This is a genomic window from Streptomyces sp. 150FB, from assembly GCF_000818195.1.
Classification (GTDB): Bacteria; Actinomycetota; Actinomycetes; order Streptomycetales; family Streptomycetaceae; genus Streptomyces.
In genome coordinates this window covers 9472982-9491327 of the sequence record NZ_JTHL01000001.1, presented here as the reverse complement: position 1 = coordinate 9491327, position 18346 = coordinate 9472982, and the positions used below count along the sequence as shown (strand labels likewise).

Here is an 18346-nt window from a genome sequence, read left to right as displayed (position 1 = left end):
CCGGGAACACATGGCCGAAGCGCCAACTCGCCGCCCCTTTAGAAGAATTGCGTCTCAATTAACCCAGCACTCCCACCCCTGGAGCTGCACGGTCGGCATCTCGCAGCTCAGAGGCCATGCTTCCGTTCGTACCTGGAGTCGTCCGGCGACGCCTCGGCCGTCCAGGACGCGAGGATGCGCAGCGCTTCGTACGACGGGGTGCCCGGTTCCGCCGTCAGTACCATGAGGCGCTGTTCGCTTCCGTCGGGGCTCGCCCATGTGTCGCAGTCGAGGACGAGGGGGCCGACGAGCGGGTGGTGGTAGTGCTTCGTGCCGTAGCTGCTGCTGGTGACCCGATGGGAGGCCCACCAGGTGCGGAAGTCGGGGTCCTGCACGGACAGTTCACCCACGAGGAGGGCGAGTTCGGGATCCTCCGGGTCGCGGGCGGCCTCCATACGGAGGGAGGCGACCGCCGTGCGTGCCGCGTCGGCCCACTCGGGGTGCAGGGCGCGCATCACCGGATCCGTGAACAGGAGGCGTAGGTAGTTCCGGCGGTCCGCCGGGATCTTCGCGAAGTCGGTGTACAGCGCGGCCGCACCGGCGTTCCACGCCAGGATGTCCATACGGCGGCCGAGCACCAGCGCCGGTGTCTCCGTGAGCTGGTCCAGCAGCCTACGCATCGCGGGACGGACTCGCTGGGCCCTCTTGCGCGTCGGGCCCGCCGGGACCTTGCCGGCCAGTTCGTACAGGTAGGTCCGCTGGTCGTCGTCGAGGCGCAGTGCCCGGGCGAGCGTCACGAGTACGGAGGCGGAGGCCCGCACCCTGCCCTGTTCGAGCCGTGTCAGGTAGTCGACGCTGATGGCGGCCGTCTGGGCGACCTCCTCCCGGCGCAGGCCGCGTACCCGGCGCGATGTCCCGTTGTCGGGCAGCCCGACCTCCCGGGGGGTGAGGTCGGCCCGGCGTGCTTTGAGGAAGTCGCCCAGTTCGTTCGGGTGGCCCGGTGAAGAGCTCATGTGTCTCATGGTAGGCACAGGACCGGTCGGTGTGAGGGGGCAGGTTTCTTCCCCCGAAGCCGTGTTCCCGGGCAATTACCCGTCTCTTTTCCGGGCGAGTGGCGGGTGTGAGTCTGCGGGTGGGCCCCGCACTCGGCAGGGCCGAGACAGGGGCCGGCCATCGCGCCGGGCTCCGTATCCACCGTAGAACCGGAGATCACTCCATGAAATCGAACGTCACGTTCCGCAGCGCCGGCCTGATGCTCGCCGGCCACCTCTACACCCCCGACGACGGCGTGACCGGTCCGCGCGCGACCGTCGTCGTCGGGCATCCGGGCAGCGGTGTGAAGGAGCAGGCCGCCGGCCTCTACGCGCAGCGGCTGTCCCGCGCGGGCTTTGTCGCCCTCGCCTTCGACGCCGCCCACCAGGGCGAGAGCGAGGGAGAGCCGCGCGACCTCGAGGACCCCGCACAGCGCGTCGAGGATTTCAGGGCCGCCGTGTCCTTCCTCAGCAACCGGCCCGAGGTCGACCCCGGCCGTATCGGCCTGCTGGGCATCTGTGCCTCCGGCGGCTATGTGGTCTCCGCCGCGGCCACCGATCCTCGCGTCCGGTCCGTCGCGACCGTCAGTGCCGTCGACATGGGCCGCCAGTTCGGCAAGGGGGCCGACGGTACGCAGGACCCGGCGGTCGTCCGGGGCATGCTCGACGCGGCCGCCGCCGCCCGTACCGCCGAGGCTGGTGGTGAGGGCGTCGGGGCGTTCCCGATCTTCCCCGCCACGGAGGAGGAGGCCCGTGCGGGCGGCCGGCACCTCTTCGAGGGGTGGGAGTACTACCGCACCGACCGGGCACAGCACCCGCGCTCGGCGACGTCCCTCACCTGGAACAGTGTGGACCGGCTCGTCTCCTTCGACGCGTTCCGCTTCATCGGTCTCATCGCGCCCCGCCCGCTGCTCATGATCGCCGGACGGGAGGCCGTGACGTCGTGGATGACGGAGGAGGCGATCGAGAGCGCGCGGCAGCCGAAGGAATCGCACTGGATCGAGGGCGCGAGCCATGTCGACCTCTACGACAAGGACGAGTACGTGTCTCCTGCCCTGGTGAAGCTGACCGATTTCTTCCGTGCCGGTCTCGGCGACAGGACCCGGTCGGCCGCCGCCTGATCCCCGCCGCGCGGTCGGGATGCGCAGGGGTCGTCTCGGGTGGCCCGTACGTCCGGGGACGGTCAGGCGTTCGGAGCCGCCGCTTCGAGGTCGGTGATGCTGCCCGACATGATCGTCCGTACGTGCGCGGTGATGTGCTCCGGCGGCCAGTCCCACCACGCCAGTGCGAGCAGCCGGGCCACGTCCCGCTCGCAGTGGCGGATACGGATGAGGCCGGCCGGGTTGCCGCCGACGATGCCGTAGTCGGGGACCTCGCCGGTGACCACAGCGCCGGAGCCGATGATCGCGCCGTGTCCGATCCGTGCGCCGGGCATCACCATCGTGTCGTGGCCGAACCAGACGTCGTTGCCGACGACGGTGTCGCCCCGCGTCGGCAGACCCGCGAGCAGGTCCCCGTGGTCGGACCAGGAGCCGCCCATGATGGGGAAGGGGAACGTCGAGGGGCCGTCCATACGGTGGTTGGCGCCGTTCATGATGAACCGCACCCCCGTCCCCAGGGCGCAGAACTTCCCGATGACGAGTTTCTCCGGCCCGTAGTGGTGCAGCACATTGCGCGTCTCGAACGCGGTCGGGTCGTCGGGATCGTCGTAGTAGGAGTACTCCCCCACCTCGATCAGCGGGGACTTCACCAGGGGTTTGAGCAGCACCACCCGTGGCTGCTCCGGCATCGGGTGGAGCACGGTCGGGTCGGCGGGCACGGGCATAGTGATGGGTTCCTCACCACGGCGGTCGGGGTACGGTCGCGTGATCGTACCGAGGCCCAAACCCGTTGCCCCATCGGTTTTCCCGCTCCTGTCAGGAGTCGCGGACCGTGCCGGCCGCCAGCGCGATGAGGGAGGCGACCTCGTCGAGAGCGGTCTTGTCCTCCGACAGCCGGGCCGTCGCCACCCGCACGTGCGGAGGCAGCGAGGTGACGCAGAAACGGCTCCCCGGTGAGACCGCCACCCCCCGGGCCGCGAGGGTGACCAGCGCCGAGCTCTCGTCCGCGACCGGCACCCACAGCATCAGCCCGTCCTGGTTTCCGGTCGCCACCCCGCGCGCCGCGAGCCGGCGGGCGAGGCCCTCGCGGCGCAGCGCGTAGTGGTGGGAGGCCTCGCGCACCCGGGCCGTGGTGGCGGGGGACGTCAGCAGGTGGGCCAGGGTGTCCTGGAGGATGCGGCTGGTCCAGCCCGTACCGTACGTGCGCAGCACCCTGACCCCCTCGACCACGTCACGCGGGCCGCCGATGACGGCGAGGCGCAGATCGGGACCGTACGCCTTGGAGTACGAGCGGACCACGACCGTACGGCCGGGCAGGTGGGTGCCGATACTGCCGGCGGGGGTGACGGCGAGCGGGCCGATGCCGTCGTCCTCCAGGACCACGACGTTGGGGGCGGTTTCGAGGACCGCGGCCAGCTCCAGCGCCCGCTGCCCGGTCAGCGTCCATCCGCACGGCGTCTGGGCGCGCGGCTGGTGCAGGAACAGCGCGGGCCGCGCGGCCAGGGCCTCGTCCAGCGACGCGGGCAGGGGGCCCTGTTCGTCGCAGGCCACCGGCAGTGTGCGTACGCCCAGCGCGTCCAGGATGTCGAGCAGCCGCGCCGCCGTGGGTTCCTCCACGGCCACGCGGTCGCCGGGCACCAACAGCGCCTGGCACAGCAGATGGACGCCCTCGAAGCCGCCGCCGACCGCGAGCCACGCCTCGGGAGGGAACGGCCAGGTGTCCTTGACGGCGTCCAGCAGCGCGCCGGTGACGGCGGTACGTGAGTAGTCGTGCAGCCGGGGGGTCCTGGCTCCGGCGAGCAGCGCCTCCTCCAGCGGTGGCAGGAGCGCCGGGTCGGGGGCGGCGACCGCCAGGTCCTGGGCCAGGTGGTCGCCGAAGTCCCCGACACGCTCGAAGCGCACGGGGTGGGCGACGGTCGGCGGACCGCTGACCACACTGCCGCGCCGGCCCAGTGTGCTGATCATCCGGTGCTGTCGCAGTACGGCCCAGGCGTCGGCGACCGTGCCCGCGCTGACGCCGAGTTGGCCGGCCAGCGCGCGGACGGTGGGGAGTGTGGCGCCGGGGACGAGGAGGCCCGCGCGGATGAGGTCGGTCATGGCGGTGGAGATTCCGCGCGCGCTGCGGTCGGTTATGCGGTCGGCGAGTTGGGCGGCCGAGAGGCCGGTCCGCTTCGCCGGCGTGGCCGTCTCGCTCATCGCGCAACCCCTGGGTAGATGTGTGGTCCCCGCAGCGTAGTCGCCGGAGTAACAGTCAGAAGAAACTATGTTCGGTAACAAAAAGAGTCTTGTCTGCTCGACTTTCTGAACAATAACCTCCATGTACCGCTCGGACGAATAAGCGCCTATGCGGATCAACCGCCCGGAGTGGGCGGAACCCCTACCGCAAGGAGCGTGCCTCGTGTCCTCCCCCGTCATACGCCTCGGACTGCGCGACTGGGATCACCTGGTTCCCCTGGCGGCCGGCGCGGTGAAGGCACCGGGGTTCTCCCTGCTGGTCGACTCCCGGGAGGTGACGCCCGATGTGCTGAGCGAGCCGGGACTCGACGGCGGGGAGACGTCGTTCAGCCGCTACGTACTGGCCCGGGCCGCCGGGGACGACAGACTGGTCGGGCTGCCCGCCTTCATCATGCGGGGTTTCAGGCACCGTTGTGTCCTGGTGCGGTCCGACAGCGCGCGCACCACTCTCGCCTCGCTCGCCGGTGCCCGTGTCGGGCTCACCGGCTGGCCCGACTCCGGCAACACCTGGACACGGGCGCTGCTGCGTGAGGCGGGTGTCGACCTGACCGGGATCGCCTGGCGCGTCGGTCCCCTGACGGCCGGCGAGACGGGGAAGGACCGGCTGGGAGACCGCCCGCTGCCGCCGAACGTCTCCGCCATGGCGGAGGGCGAGTCGCTGGTGGAGGAGCTGGCCGCCGGACGGCTGGACGCGGCGTTCACCCCGTTCATGCCGGTGGAGATGTTCGCCCCCGGCAGCCGCTTCCGGCATCTGATCGCCGACTACCCGGCAGCGGAACGCGCGTACGCCCACGCGCACGGCTTTGTCCCCGGCATCCACCTCGTCACACTGCGCCGCGAGGTCGTCGAGGCGCATCCGGAGCTTCCCGCCACACTGCTCGCCGCGCTGGAGGCGTCCAAGCGCCACTGGCTGCGCCGGCGCAGGTTCCTCGCCGACACCGCCCCCTGGCTGCTGCACGAACTCACCCGCAGCGCCGAGCTGTTCGGGGACGACTGGATGCCGTACGGCACGGACGGCAACACCGCGATGATCCGCGCGTTCTGCGCGGAGCTGTACGCGCAGGGCATCCTCGGCGAGCCCGTCGACCCCGGCGTCCTCTTCCCGGATCCGGCCCTCGGCGCCCCCGCGGCACCCGGTGCTTCGGGCGCCCCGCGGCCGGACCTCCTGAGCCGCTGATCCGCCTTCCCCTCATGTACGGAGACCACGCCATGCGCACCGCAGTTGGACAATTCGCCGCAGGACCCGATTGGAAGGAGAACCTGGCGCGCTGCCGGGAACTCACCGATCAGGCCACGCGGGGCGGCGCCGACCTGCTCGTCCTGCCCGAGGGCGTGCTCGCCCGCTTCACCGAGGACCGGCATCGCATCCGGGAGCTGGCCCAGCCGCTGGACGGCCCGTTCGTCTCCGCCCTGCGCGAGGCGACCGCCGGATCAGCCACCACCGTGATCGTCGGGATCCATGAACCGTCCGACGACGGTCGGGTGTTCAACACCCTGGTCGCGCTGCGCGACGGTGAGCTGGTCGGGCACTACCGCAAGATCCATCTCTACGACGCGTTCGGCGACCAGGAGTCGGCCAACGTACGCCCGGCCGACGAGCGCCCCGTCGTCCTCGATGTCGCCGGTACCAAAGTCGGCCTGATGACGTGTTACGACGTGCGCTTCCCCGAGCTGGCGCGGCTGCTGGCCGACGCGGGCGCCGAGGTGCTCGTGCTGCCCGCCGCCTGGGTCCGGGGTCCGGCGAAGGAGCGGCACTGGGAGGTGATGATCACCGCCAGGGCGCTGGAGAACACCTGCTGGGTTCTCGCCAGTGGCGAATGCGGGCCGCGCAACATCGGCAACAGCATGATCGTCGACCCTCTCGGTACGGTCCGCGCGCGCCTCGACTCCTCCCCCGGTCTCGCGTGGGCGGAGGCGGACCCCGAGGCCACGGCCGCCGCCCGGCGTACCCTCCCGGTGCTCGCCAACCGCCGCTTCGCCGTCGACTCGCGGCTCCTCGGCCTCGGGGCGCTCCGGTGAACGCGGCCCCCTCGCGCCGTACGCGCAGGGCGCTGCTCGCCGCCGTCACCGCCGTCGCACTCGCCTGCCCCGCCCTGGCCTCCTGCGGCGCCAACCCTCCGCAGGCGGAAGGGATCACCGGTGGCGGCGCCGCCAACGCGGCCAAGCAGCCCACGGTCACCGAGGACGCCGCGCTGCACGCGCTGCTCCCGGCGAAGAACCGCTCCTCGGGCACGCTCGTGTCGGTCAACAGCGGCTCCTTCCCGCCGTACGAGATCGCCGGTTCCGACGGGCGCAGCCTGACCGGAGCCTCCGCCGACCTGGGGACGGCGCTGGGCCAAGTGCTCGGCGTCAAAGTCGAGAACGTCACCGTCGACGGCCTGCCGAGCCAGCTCACCGGGATCAAGGCCCAGCGCTACGACTTCGCCCTCGGACCGGTCGGCGACTTCAAGGACCGGCAGGGCGCGAACGACTTCGTCGACTGGGTACGCGAGTTCGTGGTCTTCGCCGTGCCGAAGGGCAACCCGAAGAAGATCGGGTCCGTCGCCGACACCTGCGGTCTGCGGATCGCCGTCATGGGCGGCGGCTCGGCGGAGGGTGTCATCAAGAAGCAGTCCGCCACCTGCGTCGGTGCCGGCAAGCCCGCCGTACAGGTGCAGTCGTACAAGGACCAGCCGTCGTCCGTGCTGGCCGTACGCTCCGGGCGCGCCGACGCCTTCTTCTCCTCCCAGTCCCCGCTGACCTACTTCGTCACCCAGGCCAAGGGACAGCTCGAACTCGCGGGCACCGGGAAGCCGAACGGCTTCTCCGACCTGTACCAGGGCGCGGTGGTGGCCAAGGGCTCCCCGCTGCGGGACGTGCTGCTCAAGGCGTTCGACAAGCTCATCGCCGACGGCGTCTACACGTCGGTGATGAAGAAGTGGGGGCTGTCGGACAACAGCCTCGACAAGCCCGGGGTCAACCTGGGGGGCGCCGCCTGACATCTGACAACTCCTCCGCCGCATGAGGCACACCGACACAACGCACACCGACGTATCGACGTACCGACAGGAGGTGAGCCGCCATGGCCACCGCGCACACACCGGCCGCCCGCGAACACCCCGCGGAGACCGGGGCCCCGGCTCCGGCCGTCCCCGAGGTGGACGTGGCAGGAGCCGCACCCGTCCGCCATCCGCTGCGCTGGCTGTCCGTCCTGGTCATCGCCGTTCTCGCGGCACAGCTCATTCACTTCCTGGTGACCAACAGCAACTTCGAGTGGGGCACGGTCGCCAGCTATCTCAACGCCCGGATCATCGGCAGCGGCATCGCCACGACGATCGAACTGACCGTTGTCGCCATGCTCATCGGCATCGTCGGCGGTGTGCTGATCGCGGTCGGCCGCATGTCGGACAACCCGGTGATCAGCGCGGTGTGCGGTGGTTACGTGTGGCTGTTCCGGGGCGTGCCCGTCCTGGTCCAGCTCGTCTTCTGGTACAACCTCTCCGCCCTGCTCCCGCAGATCTCGTTCGGCATCCCCTTCGGCCCCGAGGTCGCGAGCGGCCGTACGAACGACCTGATCAGCCCGTTGCTCGCGGCGATTCTCGGGCTCGGCCTCAACGAGGCCGCGTACATGGCGGAGATCGTCCGCGGCGGACTGCTGGGGGTCGACCCCGGCCAGAGCGAGGCCGCCGAGGCGCTGGGGATGGGCCGCGCCCGCATCCTGCGGCGGGTGATCCTGCCGCAGGCGATGCGTGTCATCGTGCCGCCCACCGGGAGCCAGGTCATCAACATGCTCAAGGCCACCTCACTGGTGAGTGTGATCGCCCTGGCGGATCTGCTCTACACCGTGCAGTCCATCTACAACCGCACCTTCGAGACCATCCCGCTGCTCATCGTGGCCTGCCTCTGGTACCTGGTCATGACCTCGGTGCTGTACGTCGGGCAGTCCTTCATCGAACGGCACTACGCCCGGGGAGCGTCCCGGAACGCGCCTCAGGACTTCTGGGCCTTCGCACTCTTCCGGCGCCGTACGCCCCGGAAGCCGGCCGACGAGGAGACGGCATGACCCACGACATCCGGACAGCCACCGCGTCGCGGTCCTCGGGCGCGGCGCAGGCCGGGCCGCCGATGATCTCCGCGCGTGGCGTCCACAAGAGCTTCGGACCGCTGGAGGTGCTGCGCGGCATCGATCTGGAGGTGGCCCCTGGCGAGGTCGTCGTACTGCTCGGCCCTTCGGGCTCAGGGAAGTCCACGTTCCTGCGCTGCGTGAACCATCTGGAGACCATCGACGCCGGCTCCATCCATGTCGGCGGCACACTGATCGGCTTCCGTGACGACGGCGGGCGCGTACGTCACTTGCGTCCGCGCGAGGTGACCCGGCAGCGCCGTGACATCGGCATGGTGTTCCAGCACTTCAACCTCTTTCCCCACCAGACCGTCCTGCAGAACATCGTCGAGGCCCCCGTCGGCGTACTGGGACGGTCCCGGAGCGAGGCGCGGGAGAGCGCGGAACGGCTGCTGCGCCGCGTAGGGCTGTCGGACAAGGCCGACACGTACCCCCGGCAGCTCTCGGGCGGCCAGCAGCAGCGGGTGGCCATCGCCCGCGCCCTGGCGATGGAGCCGAAGCTCATGCTGTTCGACGAACCGACCAGCGCCCTCGACCCGGAGCTGGTGGGCGAAGTGCTCGGCACCATGCGGGACCTGGCGGACGACGGTCTGACCATGGTGGTCGTCACGCACGAGATCAGTTTCGCGAAGGAGGTGGCCGACCGGGTGATCTTCATGGACAACGGTCGTGTGCTGGAGAGCGGTCCGGCCCGGGAGGTCCTGGACAATCCGGCGAATCCCCGGACACAGGCTTTCCTCAAGCGGTTCCTGTAGCGGGAGCGGTGGGGCCAGGCGTTACGTGTCGACAGGCAACGGACGCCGGGCCTGCCCGGGGGTCACCCGACCGGACGCGTTCGATTTGGGCCCTGCCCCGGAGAACGGCAGGGTGAGCTCATGTGGCCCCGAAGACTCAAGCAGGGGGTGGCGCTTGTGCCGCTGGTCTTCCTGGTGACGTGCGCCGCTCCGAAACGCCGGACGCCGGAACCTCGGCACCATGAGGCCCTGCCCCGCCTCGCCGCGCCGCAGCCCGACATCGTGCTGCGCAGGACATGGCACGCCGACGAGAAGGCCGTGCGGGAGAGGCCGGTGTACGCGAAAGCCGTACAGGTCGTGTTCGTGCACCACACGAGCCACTCCAACACCTACGACTGCCAGCGCGACGTGCCCCGGATGCTGCAGTCGATGGAGGAGCACCACATCAACGACATGGGGTGGAACGACATCGGCTACAACTTCGTCATCGACCGCTGCGGCAACATCTACGAGGGGCGCGCGGGCGACCTGAACCGGTCGGTGCGAGGTGCGCACACCAAGGGCTTCAACGCCACGAGCGTGGGGATCGCGGCGCTCGGCAACTTCGGGGCAGGGGGGAAACCGCCGCGTCCCATGCTGGATGCGATGGCCGCCGTCATAGCGTGGAAGCTGCCGCCCGGAGTGAATCCGAAGGGGCGGGTGCGCATGGTGTCGGCCAGCGACAAGAGCCGGTTCCGGAAAGGGACAGCGGCGACGCTCGATGTGATCGCGGGTCACCGGGACGGGTACGAGACCGAGTGTCCGGGCGACGCGATGTACGACGCCCTGCCGGGGCTGAGGGACGAGGTGGCGCGGCTGCGGGAGCGCTGACCAGCACCGGCGGGTACCGCCCGTACACACGGACACGGGGACGAGCAGGAGAAGGGTGGCCGTCGTGCCCGCGATGCGTGAAGCACTCGATGTACTGGTGGTGGGTGCGGGCCTGGCGGGGCTCGCGTGCGCCCGCGACCTCGCGAAGGCCGGCCGCCGTGTCCGGATCGTCGAGGCGTCCGACGCCGTCGGAGGCCGGATGCGCTCCGACCTGTACGAGGGTTTTGTGATCGACCGCGGGTTCCAGGTGTTCAACACGGCGTATCCGCAGGTACGGGCGCGCTCGGACCTCGGAGCACTGCGGCTGCGGCCCTTCACACCGGGTGTGCTGGTGCACACCGGGCGCGGGACACTGCGCTTCACCGATCCCACCCGGAGGCCCCGCGAGGCGGGCGATCTACGGCCCGGCCGACTGGCGGGTGCCCGGGACCTGCTCGCGCTCGGGGTGCTGTCCGCCCGCGACATGCTGGCGCCCGTCGGGTGGCTGAAGAGCGGTCAGGAACTGACCACACGGTCGGCGCTCGCTTCGGCCGGGCTGTCCGAGGAGTTTGTCGAGCTGTTCTTCCGGCCGTTCCTCTCCGGGGTCTTCCTGGAGGACGAGCTGGAGACGTCGAGCCGTTTCTTCCACCTCGTCTGGCGCTCCATGCTGCGCGGCACACTGTGCCTGCCGACGCGGGGAATCGGCGCGGTGCCCGAGCAGCTCGCCGACGGGCTGCCGCCCGGCACACTGCGGCTCGGCAGTCCGGTCGAGCAGGTCACCGACGACGGTGTGCTGCTGTCGGACGGGCGTGAACTGGCCGCCCCCACCGTGGTGGTGGCGACAGGACCGGGGCCTGCCCGGGTGCTGCTGCCCGGGCTGGACATCCCGCCGTACCGCTTGACCACCACCTACTACCACGCGGCGACGACCTCGCCGCTGGCCGAACCCACACTGCTCACGGACCACCTCAGACGCTTCCTCAACACGTGTGTGCTGACTGAGGTCGTACCGGGGCATGCCCCGAGGGGGATCTCGCTGATCGGCACCTCCGTGCTCGGCGCCGACGCCCCCGGCCGCGAGCGGGAACTGCGTACGGCGCTGGCCGAGGTGTACGGGGCGGACACCTCGCGGTGGGACCTCATCACCGTCCGGACCGTGTACGACGCGCTGCCCGCGATGCCGCCTCCGCAGCGGCTGAGCAGCCCCGCGCGGCTCGGCGTCAGGCGCTATGTGTGCGGCGACCACCGGGCGACGGGGTCGGTGCAGGGGGCGCTGGCCTCCGGCGCGCGGGCGGCGCGGGAAGTGCTGCGCGACCTCGGAAGGTAGACGGCGAGAGCGCGCCGCCGCCGTGTGTGCGAGGCGGGCTCGGGGCGGCCCTGTCCGCTGGTGTCGCGACCGTATCTGCCAGCATTTTCCCCTCTTGCGTTCACATATCATCCACCCCTGCTTCACAATTGATTTGCCTTCAGAACCCGCCGCCGGATAGACCTGCCCCTGGACCTGGGGAGGGACACCATCGCTGTGGGGGCCGACTCCCGCCGTGCCATCGGCCGGCGGTACGTCAGCGGCGCGCCGACGCGCGCCGTCGCGCGTCGCCGTACTCCGCATGAGCGGTTCCTGACCCCCCGGGTCGTTCCCCGACATGACCGGAGGCAGCATGCCGTTCCATCTGTTCGACGCGAGACCCGGGGCCAGGCGGCCCCGGCGGATAGCCCTCTCCTCCGTGCTCGGCTGCGCCGCGCTGCTGGTGAGCGTTTCACCTGCCGCCTCGGCCTCAGCCGACACGCGGGACGGCGGGCCGCAGGGCACCGTCACACGCCCGGTCCCGCCGGCCGCCGCCCGGCCCACCTTCAGCGTTCCCGGCCGCTCCGCCACTGCAGCGCCCAAGGTCCGGCGTCCGTCGGCCGCCAAGGGCGCGAAGGGCCTCAAGTCTCTCGCGCTGAGCGCCGCGCAGCGCACCGACTTCGACGGTGACGGCTTCGGGGACCTCGCGTACCGCGCCAACTACGGCGCCGTGTGGGCCGACTGGGGCTACGGCGCGTCCGAGGCGATCTCCCCGGACGACGCCCAGGTCAAGGATCTGCTGCTGCCCGGCGACCTCACCGGGGACGGCAAGGCCGACCTGCTCACCCTGACGGCCACCGGTGAACTGCGGCTGCACGACGGGGCGCAGGCCACCGTCACCGGCGCGCTGGGCCCGTACACCAGGCTCAGCACCGGGTGGCAGGCGTACAACAAGCTGTTCGTCCCCGGCGATCTGACCGGCGACGGCGCGCCCGACCTGCTGGCCCGCAGCACCGCCGGGCTGTTCCTCTTCCCGGGGACCGGCACCGGATTCGCCGCCACCGGGATCAGTGTGGGCGGCGCGGGCTGGAGCCAGTTCGACCAGCTCGTCGGTGTGGACGACGTCAACGGTGACGGCCTGGCCGACATCGTCGCGCGCAACTCCACGGGCCTGTACGTGTATCCGGGCAACGGGAGCAGCACCGGCTACCCGTTCCAGGAGCGCTTCGAGGTCCCGGGCGGCAGCGACTGGCAGAAGTACAACCAGATCATCGGCGGGTCGGACTACGACGGTGACGGCGCGGCGGACCTGATGGGCCGCACGGCGGAGGGCGCCCTGACCCTTTACCGGGGCGTCGGGGACGGCACCTTCCTCCCGGCGGAGGCGGTGGGTACCAACTGGGGCACCGTGACGCAGTTCGCGGGCGCGGGCAACCAGCCGAACTTCGGCAAGTCGGGCGTCTTCGCCCGTACCGCCGACGGCACGCTCTACTACTACGAGACCACCGGCACCGGCCGTCTCCAGGAGAAGTACCTGATCGGCACGGGCTGGGACCGTGCCGACTCGTCGCTGACGCACGCGGTCTCGCTGCGTGGGAGCGGCGTGTCCGACCTGATCCAGCACAGCACCTACGACGGTCACCTCTACAACACCGCCGGCTACGCCGCGGCTGACCAGGACCTCGCGGGCGGCTCGAAGCTGTACAACCTCGTTGTCGGCCCCGGGGACCTCGACGGCGACGGCAAGAGCGACCTGCTGGCCCGCAGCTCCACGGATCTGTTCTTCTACGCGGGGAACGGCGACGGTCTTTCGGTGAAGGGCCGCGTCTCGGTCGGTGGCAGCGGCTGGTCGCAGTTCAACAAGATCGTCGGCGCCGGTGACCTGACCGGTGACGGCCGCGCCGACATCGTCGCGCGCACCCCCGACGGCCTGTTCCTGTACGCGGGCACGGGCAAGGCGGCGACCCCGTTCGGCGCGAAGGCGCAGGTCGGTGGTGCGGGCTGGAGCCAGTACGCGACCCTCGCCGCTCCCGGTGACATGAACGGCGACGGCGTGGCCGACCTGCTCGCTTCGAACTCGGCCGGCGAGCTGTACTACTACGCGGGAACCGGCAAGGCGGCGACGCCCTTCAAGGAGCGTGTGCAGATCGGCAGCGGGGGCTGGAACCAGTACCCCGACCTGCTCTGAGCCGTGCCGTACGGGCCGGGGCGCGCGCCCCGGCCCGTACGGCCGTGCCGTCGACCGGCACCAGGCCCGCCAGGGGCTCAGTCGCCCGTGGCACCGTTCCAGTCGACGAGCTGGACTATGACGCCGTTGGGGTCGGTGACCTGGAACGCGCGCTCACCCCAGGGCTCCTCGCGCAGCGGCATCGTGATGGTGACCCCTTCGGCCTCCAGGCGGGCCAGTTCGGAGTCGAGGTTGTCGACGACGAAGGCGAGGATCACGCCGTCGGCGTGGTCGTCGCGCTGATCGTCGGGGAGCGAGGCCAGGCCGCGCCGCAGGTAGATGACGTTCATACCGGCGTCCGCGCGGCTCAGCGAGACGAAGCCGGCGGCGGCCATCTCCTCGCTGAACCCGAAATGGCCGGTGAGGAAGGCGGCGGACGCCGCGACATCGTCGACGTTCAGCGACACGGCAGAACCGGTGATCGACACACATACTCCTTGACCGGGCTCGATTTTATTTCCGTACGCTGTACATTGTACCGCGTACGGAGATGTTTCATGGGTGAGGATGGTTCCCGTGCCCATCGAACGAAGTAGTGCCGGAGATCCGGCCCGGACCCTCGAACTGCTCTGGCGCGTGCCCGCCGACGCCCCACGGCGCGGCCCCCGGCAGCGGCTGAGTGTCGACGCGATCGTCGCCGTCGCGACCGGCCTGGCGGACGCCGAGGGGCTGGACGCGGTGACCATGCGGCGGGTGGCGGAACGACTGGGCGTGGCGCCCATGACGCCGTACACCTATGTGCCGGGCAAGGCCGAGCTGCTGGACCTGATGCTGGACGCCGCCTATGCGGGGATGCGGCGGGCGGACACCTCCGGTCAGCCGTGGCGCGCCCGGCTGACCGCCGTGGCCGAGGAGAACAGGTCACTGTTCGAGCGGCACTCGTGGGTGGCGACGATCTCCACCAGCCGTCCGCCCCTGGGGCCGGGGATGATGGCGAAGTACGAGCACGAGCTGTCTGCGCTGGAGGGGCTCGGCCTCGACGACGTCGAGATGGACGCCGCCCTCACCTACCTGCTCACCTTCGTTCAGGCCAACGCCCGCTCCGCGGCGGAGGCTCGGGCCGCCCGGCAGGCGAGCGCGATGGATGAGGAGCAGTGGTGGGCCGCCAACGCCCCGCTGCTCGAACGGGTGCTTGATCCGGAGCGCTACCCCACGGCCGCCCGGGTGGGCACATCGGCGGGCACGGCCCATGGCGCCGCCTACAGCCCCGGACACGCCTACGCGTTCGGCCTGAGCCGCGTCCTCGACGGGCTCGCCGTTCTCATCGCCGGCCGCGACGAGCGGAACGGGACCGAACCGCGCTGAGCGGCAGGCCGCCGTTGACAGTCACTTCATCGATCAATCGATTGTCTCCCTGGCGGCGCTACCCCTGCCGCGAGCTCCACACGCAGCGCCCATAGAGGGTTGCCAGCAGCAAAACAGGTGCCTATCGTGTGGTCAATCGATTGCCTAATGGAACCCGGCGCGGCGCCGAGCTCCGCGTATCCACCTGATGGAGTCAATGATGACCGAAGCAGCGACGGCGACCAGGGCAGCACCGCCCGGCTCCCCCATGACGAGGGTCCGCTACCGGGTCTGGGCCCTGAACTTCTTCGCGTGCCTGATCAACTACGGGGACCGGGTGGCGCTGTCGGTGGCCGCGCCCTTCATCCTGGACGAGTTCCACTTCTCACCGGCGATCTGGGGCGTCATCCTCAGCTCGTTCTTCTGGACGTACTCGCCGTTCGCGCTGGTCGGCGGGTTCATGGTGGACCGGGTCGGGGTGCGCAGGGCCTACACGATCTGCATGCTCGTGTGGTCGCTGACGATCCCGCTCACCGCCGGGGCGTGGAACGTCGGATCGTTCATCGTCGCCCGGCTGCTGTTCGGCATGGGCGAAGGCCCGCAGGCTCCCATCAGCACCAAGCTGACGGCGAACTGGTTCCCGTCCCGGCAGACGTCCACGATGCTCAACTTCGCGCAGGCGGGGACGACGGTCGGGCCGATCATCGCGACCCCCGTCGTCGTCTGGATCTGTACGACGCTGGGCTGGCGGCCGGCCTTCATCGCGCTCGGGGCGCTGGGCATCGTGTGGTGCGCGGTGTGGTGGTTCGTCGGGCGGGACAAGCCGGCCGACCACCCGGCTGTGAACACCGCCGAGAACGACTACGTCGTCGCCGACCACCCGAGCCAGGAGGCCGAGTTCACCGAGGAGGACGGGACCGGGGCCGGGGCGGGCCGGCTGGGCCGGTTCTGGACGCTGGTACGGGACCGGCGGATCGCGGCGCTCGCGATCGCGTTCTTCGCCTACTCGTGGGTGCTGTTCATGTTCCTCACCTGGTATCCCACCTATCTGGTGGACGGGCGCGGGGTGAAGAAGGGTGATCTGGGCGCGATAGCCACCTATCCCTGGGTCGCCGCCACCGCCGGGCTGATCGTCGGCGGTCTGGTCGCCGACCGGCTGATCAAGCGCTACAAGAGCTTTGTCACCCCGCGCAAATGGATGATCATCGGCTGTCTGGTGGCCGTGGCGGTGTGCTTCGGGCCCTCACCGTTCGTGAAGTCGCCGACGGTCGCGCTCGTCCTCGTCTGTGTGGCGACGTTCTTCCTGCTCGCCAGCTACCAGTACCAGGCGCTGATCGTCGCCCTCGTACCCGCCCGCTACACCGGCCGGATGGCCGGTGTGATCCAGATGTGCTCGACGATCGCGGGGATCCTCGCGCCGATCGTGACCGGCTGGATCGTCGATGTCTCCGGCAGCTTCACCGCCGCTTTCGTGCTGGCCGCCGCGATCACGCTGGCGGGCGCGATGGCGACGCTGATACTCGTACGGGAGAAGGGCGGCGACGGAGCCGCGCCACTCGCCGGCGGGCTCGACGGGCCGGCCGGGCGGGAGGGTTCCCGCACCGATCCGCAGCCCGCCGCGTGAGGACGGGACCATTTTCAACTGTCCGCGCCGTTCGAGCTGTTCGAGCTATTCGAGCGAGAAGCCGAGTTCGCGGGCGGCCAGCGCCGGTGTGGGCTCCGACCAGCGTTCCAGCACGTCCTGGGTGGTGGACAGCGACCGGGTCTCGGCGATGTCGAGGTACAGAACGCCGCCCAGGTGGTCGGTCTCGTGCTGGACGATACGGGCCGGCCACCCCGCGAACTCGTCGTCGAACTCCTTGCCCGTCTCGTCCTGGCCGCGCAGCCTGACGCGTTCGTGCCGGGCGACGACGGCCGCCCAGCCGGGAACGCTGAGGCAGCCCTCGAAGAAGACGGCCCGCGCGTCGCCCGCCGGTTCGTAGACCGGGTTGACCAGGACGCGGAAGGGCTGCGGAACCCGCCCGCGTGCCTCCCGTACCTCTTCCGGCACGTCGGCGGGGTCCTCGATGACGGCGAGGCGGAGGGGGATCCCGACCTGCGGCGCCGCGAGGCCCACTCCGGGTGCGGCGTGCAGGGACTCCCGCATGGCCTCGATGAGGCGGTTCAGACGGTCGTCGCCCAACTGGCCCTCGTACGCGGCCGCCGGGCGGCGCAGCACCGGGTCACCGGCGGCGATGATGGACAGCGGGCTGGGACCGTCAAGGAGTTGGTCGACGAGTTCGGTGAGTGCGATGACCGGCATGGCTCCACTTTCCCAGATCCGGGCGCACGGCAGGTACGGACCTCCCCGGCCCCGGGGCGGGTCCTGGGCCGTCGAGGCCGTCCCGGGTGCGGGGCGGCAGGGCCAGCAGCAGTCCGAGGGTGATCCATACGTAGGTGTTGGCGCCGAGGAACGCGCCCAGGCCCGTCGAGTCCCACCGCCACAGCCAGACCACGCTGCTGCACAGGATCACGTAGACCGCGGCGCACAGCGCCAGCAGGCCACGGTGGCGGCGGCGCAGCGCGGTGTCGCCCAGCATCACGAACGCAGGGATCACCCAGACCAGGTGGTGCACCCAGGTCACCGGGCTGACGAGGCACGCGGCCAGCGCCGTGAGCGCGAATCCTGCGGCGTCGTCACCGCCGCGTACGGCCGCACGGGCGCGGTACGCCCAGACGGCCAGGACCACGAGCACGCACACCGGCCACAGGGCGTGCCCGCCGCTGTCCGGTCCGAGCCGGGCCACGACTCCCTGGAGCGACTGGTTGGAGACATAACTGAGCGAGCCGACGCGGTCGGTGTCCCACAGCGCCTCGGTCCAGAACGTACGGGAGGCCCCGGGGTCGAGCAGCGCGGCCAGGAGCGAAACGGCGGCGGCTGTCGCCGTGGCGGTGGCGGCCTGCCGTCTGCGTCCTGTGATCAGCAGATAGCCGATGAACAGCGCGGGGGTGAGCTTGATCGCCGAGGCCAGGCCGATACCGATCCCCGCGTAGCGGCCGCGCCCGGTGGCCAGCAGCCGCGCGTCGGCGAAGACGAGCGCGACGAGCAGCAGATTCACCTGCCCGAAGCTGAAGGTGTCGCGGACCGGTTCGAACAAGGCGAACAGGCAGCCCGCCACGACGAAGGCGAACCACCTGCACCACCCCTCGCGCCGGATCACCGGACCCACCAGCCAGTGCAGCAGCAGCGCCGAGGCGACGACGCTCAGCGCGATGCTGACGGCGACCGCCGCGGGCCAGGACACGAGGGCCATCGGCAGCATGACCACGGCGGCGAACGGCGGGTAGGTGAAGCCGTACGTCGTGCCGGGGCTGAGGTAGTCGTAGATCCGGCCGCCGTGGTGGACCCAGTCGCCGACGGTGCCGTAGTAGACACCGACGTCGAAGAAGCCCCGGAACAGCGGAACGGTCACCAGGAACACGGCGGAGGCGACCACCAGGCACCCCGCGGTCACCGGCCGGCCGACCGGGCCCGTCAGGG

17 protein-coding genes are annotated in these 18346 nt (G+C 70.7%); 11 read left to right on the top strand and 6 right to left on the bottom strand.

What is annotated here, in order from left to right; all coding sequences use genetic code 11:
• Positions 1–107: 107 nt before the first annotated feature.
• Positions 108–992, bottom strand: a complete 885-nt coding sequence (locus tag QR77_RS40575; RefSeq protein WP_040026905.1) for a helix-turn-helix domain-containing protein — start codon at positions 990–992, stop codon at positions 108–110.
• Positions 993–1195: 203 nt separating this feature from the next.
• On the opposite strand from QR77_RS40575, the gene QR77_RS40570 reads away from it, so the two are divergent.
• Complete coding sequence (locus QR77_RS40570) at positions 1196–2131, top strand: alpha/beta hydrolase (RefSeq protein WP_040026903.1); 936 nt, start codon at positions 1196–1198, stop codon at positions 2129–2131.
• A 62-nt stretch (positions 2132–2193) separates the two neighbouring features.
• Here the strand turns inward: QR77_RS40570 and QR77_RS40565 are convergent, their stop codons facing one another.
• Both QR77_RS40565 and QR77_RS40560 read right to left on the bottom strand, forming a co-directional pair.
• The gene (locus QR77_RS40565) at positions 2194–2835 is read right to left on the bottom strand and encodes a CatB-related O-acetyltransferase (RefSeq protein ID WP_040026902.1); all 642 of its coding nucleotides are present in this window, start codon (positions 2833–2835) and stop codon (positions 2194–2196) included.
• 91 nt (positions 2836–2926) lie between these two features.
• A complete protein-coding gene (locus QR77_RS40560) occupies positions 2927–4306 on the bottom strand; it encodes an aminotransferase class I/II-fold pyridoxal phosphate-dependent enzyme (RefSeq protein ID WP_040026901.1) in 1380 nt (459 codons plus the stop codon).
• A gap of 202 nt (positions 4307–4508) precedes the next feature.
• Here QR77_RS40560 and QR77_RS40555 point away from each other — a divergent pair, with 202 nt between their 5' ends.
• The 8 genes from QR77_RS40555 to QR77_RS40520 all read left to right on the top strand — a co-directional run bounded on the left by QR77_RS40555 (position 4509) and on the right by QR77_RS40520 (position 13503).
• Entirely contained in the window at positions 4509–5522 is a 1014-nt protein-coding gene (locus QR77_RS40555; protein ID WP_040026899.1) for a hypothetical protein, read from the top strand.
• Between the two features lie 32 nt (positions 5523–5554).
• Positions 5555–6364, top strand: a complete 810-nt coding sequence (locus QR77_RS40550) for a deaminated glutathione amidase (RefSeq protein ID WP_040029537.1) — start codon at positions 5555–5557, stop codon at positions 6362–6364.
• Positions 6361–7323, top strand: coding sequence for an ABC transporter substrate-binding protein (locus tag QR77_RS40545; RefSeq protein ID WP_236711021.1), 963 nt, complete (start codon positions 6361–6363; stop codon positions 7321–7323). Before QR77_RS40550 ends, QR77_RS40545 begins: the two co-directional genes overlap by 4 nt.
• An 83-nt stretch (positions 7324–7406) precedes the next feature.
• Positions 7407–8387 carry an amino acid ABC transporter permease gene (locus tag QR77_RS40540; RefSeq protein ID WP_040026897.1) on the top strand — a complete coding sequence of 327 codons (981 nt, stop codon included), beginning with the start codon at positions 7407–7409 and terminating at the stop codon, positions 8385–8387.
• A 62-nt stretch (positions 8388–8449) separates the two neighbouring features.
• Entirely contained in the window at positions 8450–9202 is a 753-nt protein-coding gene (locus QR77_RS40535; RefSeq protein WP_040029535.1) for an amino acid ABC transporter ATP-binding protein, read from the top strand.
• Positions 9203–9322: 120 nt separating this feature from the next.
• A complete protein-coding gene (locus QR77_RS40530) occupies positions 9323–10051 on the top strand; it encodes an N-acetylmuramoyl-L-alanine amidase (protein ID WP_040026896.1) in 729 nt (242 codons plus the stop codon).
• A gap of 73 nt (positions 10052–10124) precedes the next feature.
• Positions 10125–11357, top strand: coding sequence for an NAD(P)/FAD-dependent oxidoreductase (locus QR77_RS40525; RefSeq protein WP_040029534.1), 1233 nt, complete (start codon positions 10125–10127; stop codon positions 11355–11357).
• 331 nt (positions 11358–11688) lie between these two features.
• Complete coding sequence (locus QR77_RS40520; protein ID WP_040029533.1) at positions 11689–13503, top strand: VCBS repeat-containing protein; 1815 nt, start codon at positions 11689–11691, stop codon at positions 13501–13503.
• A 77-nt stretch (positions 13504–13580) separates the two neighbouring features.
• On the opposite strand, the gene QR77_RS40515 is transcribed toward QR77_RS40520, so the two are convergent.
• Positions 13581–13970 carry a VOC family protein gene (locus QR77_RS40515; protein ID WP_040026895.1) on the bottom strand — a complete coding sequence of 130 codons (390 nt, stop codon included), beginning with the start codon at positions 13968–13970 and terminating at the stop codon, positions 13581–13583.
• Positions 13971–14058: 88 nt separating this feature from the next.
• Between QR77_RS40515 and QR77_RS40510 the strand changes: the two genes are divergently transcribed.
• Positions 14059–14847 (top strand): TetR/AcrR family transcriptional regulator, encoded by a 789-nt coding sequence (locus tag QR77_RS40510; RefSeq protein WP_107069174.1) that lies wholly within the window; start codon positions 14059–14061, stop codon positions 14845–14847.
• A 199-nt stretch (positions 14848–15046) separates the two neighbouring features.
• Positions 15047–16450 carry an MFS transporter gene (locus tag QR77_RS42675; protein ID WP_052489471.1) on the top strand — a complete coding sequence of 468 codons (1404 nt, stop codon included), beginning with the start codon at positions 15047–15049 and terminating at the stop codon, positions 16448–16450.
• A 45-nt stretch (positions 16451–16495) separates the two neighbouring features.
• Here QR77_RS42675 and QR77_RS40500 read toward each other — a convergent pair whose 3' ends face one another.
• Both QR77_RS40500 and QR77_RS40495 read right to left on the bottom strand, forming a co-directional pair.
• The gene (locus QR77_RS40500) at positions 16496–17128 is read right to left on the bottom strand and encodes a peptide deformylase (protein WP_040026893.1); all 633 of its coding nucleotides are present in this window, start codon (positions 17126–17128) and stop codon (positions 16496–16498) included.
• Positions 17085–18344 (bottom strand): glycosyltransferase 87 family protein, encoded by a 1260-nt coding sequence (locus tag QR77_RS40495; RefSeq protein WP_078877952.1) that lies wholly within the window; start codon positions 18342–18344, stop codon positions 17085–17087. Before QR77_RS40495 ends, QR77_RS40500 begins: the two co-directional genes overlap by 44 nt.
• Positions 18345–18346 lie beyond the last annotated feature (2 nt).